Below are 230 nucleotides of genomic sequence, written 5' to 3'. Positions count from 1 at the left end.
CGCTGAGCCCGCTTCAGTACCAGAAGCAGCTGCGCCTGCTGCAGGCCCGCCAGATGCTGGCGACGCGCGGAACCAGTGTTACCGCAGCCGCGCTTGATGTCGGCTATGAGAGCCCCACCCAGTGCACCCGCGAGTACGCGCGTGCGTTCGGTCTGCCCCCCTCGCCGGATGCGGCGCGCATGATGGCAAGGCGGCGTGGGGAGATCGACAGCAGAGCCCGCGTCGTCAGG

Annotated in this window: 1 protein-coding gene; it reads left to right on the top strand. The window is 69.6% G+C overall.

The features are described from left to right. Positions 1–230: helix-turn-helix domain-containing protein (locus ACQG3P_RS25290; protein WP_426806574.1), on the top strand; the 230-nt coding region annotated here is incomplete at both ends.

Source organism: Stenotrophomonas sp. SrG (assembly GCF_050031795.1).
In the GTDB taxonomy this organism is placed as follows: Bacteria; Pseudomonadota; Gammaproteobacteria; order Xanthomonadales; family Xanthomonadaceae; genus Stenotrophomonas; species Stenotrophomonas rhizophila_A.
This window is presented reverse-complemented; position numbering and strand designations above follow the sequence as displayed.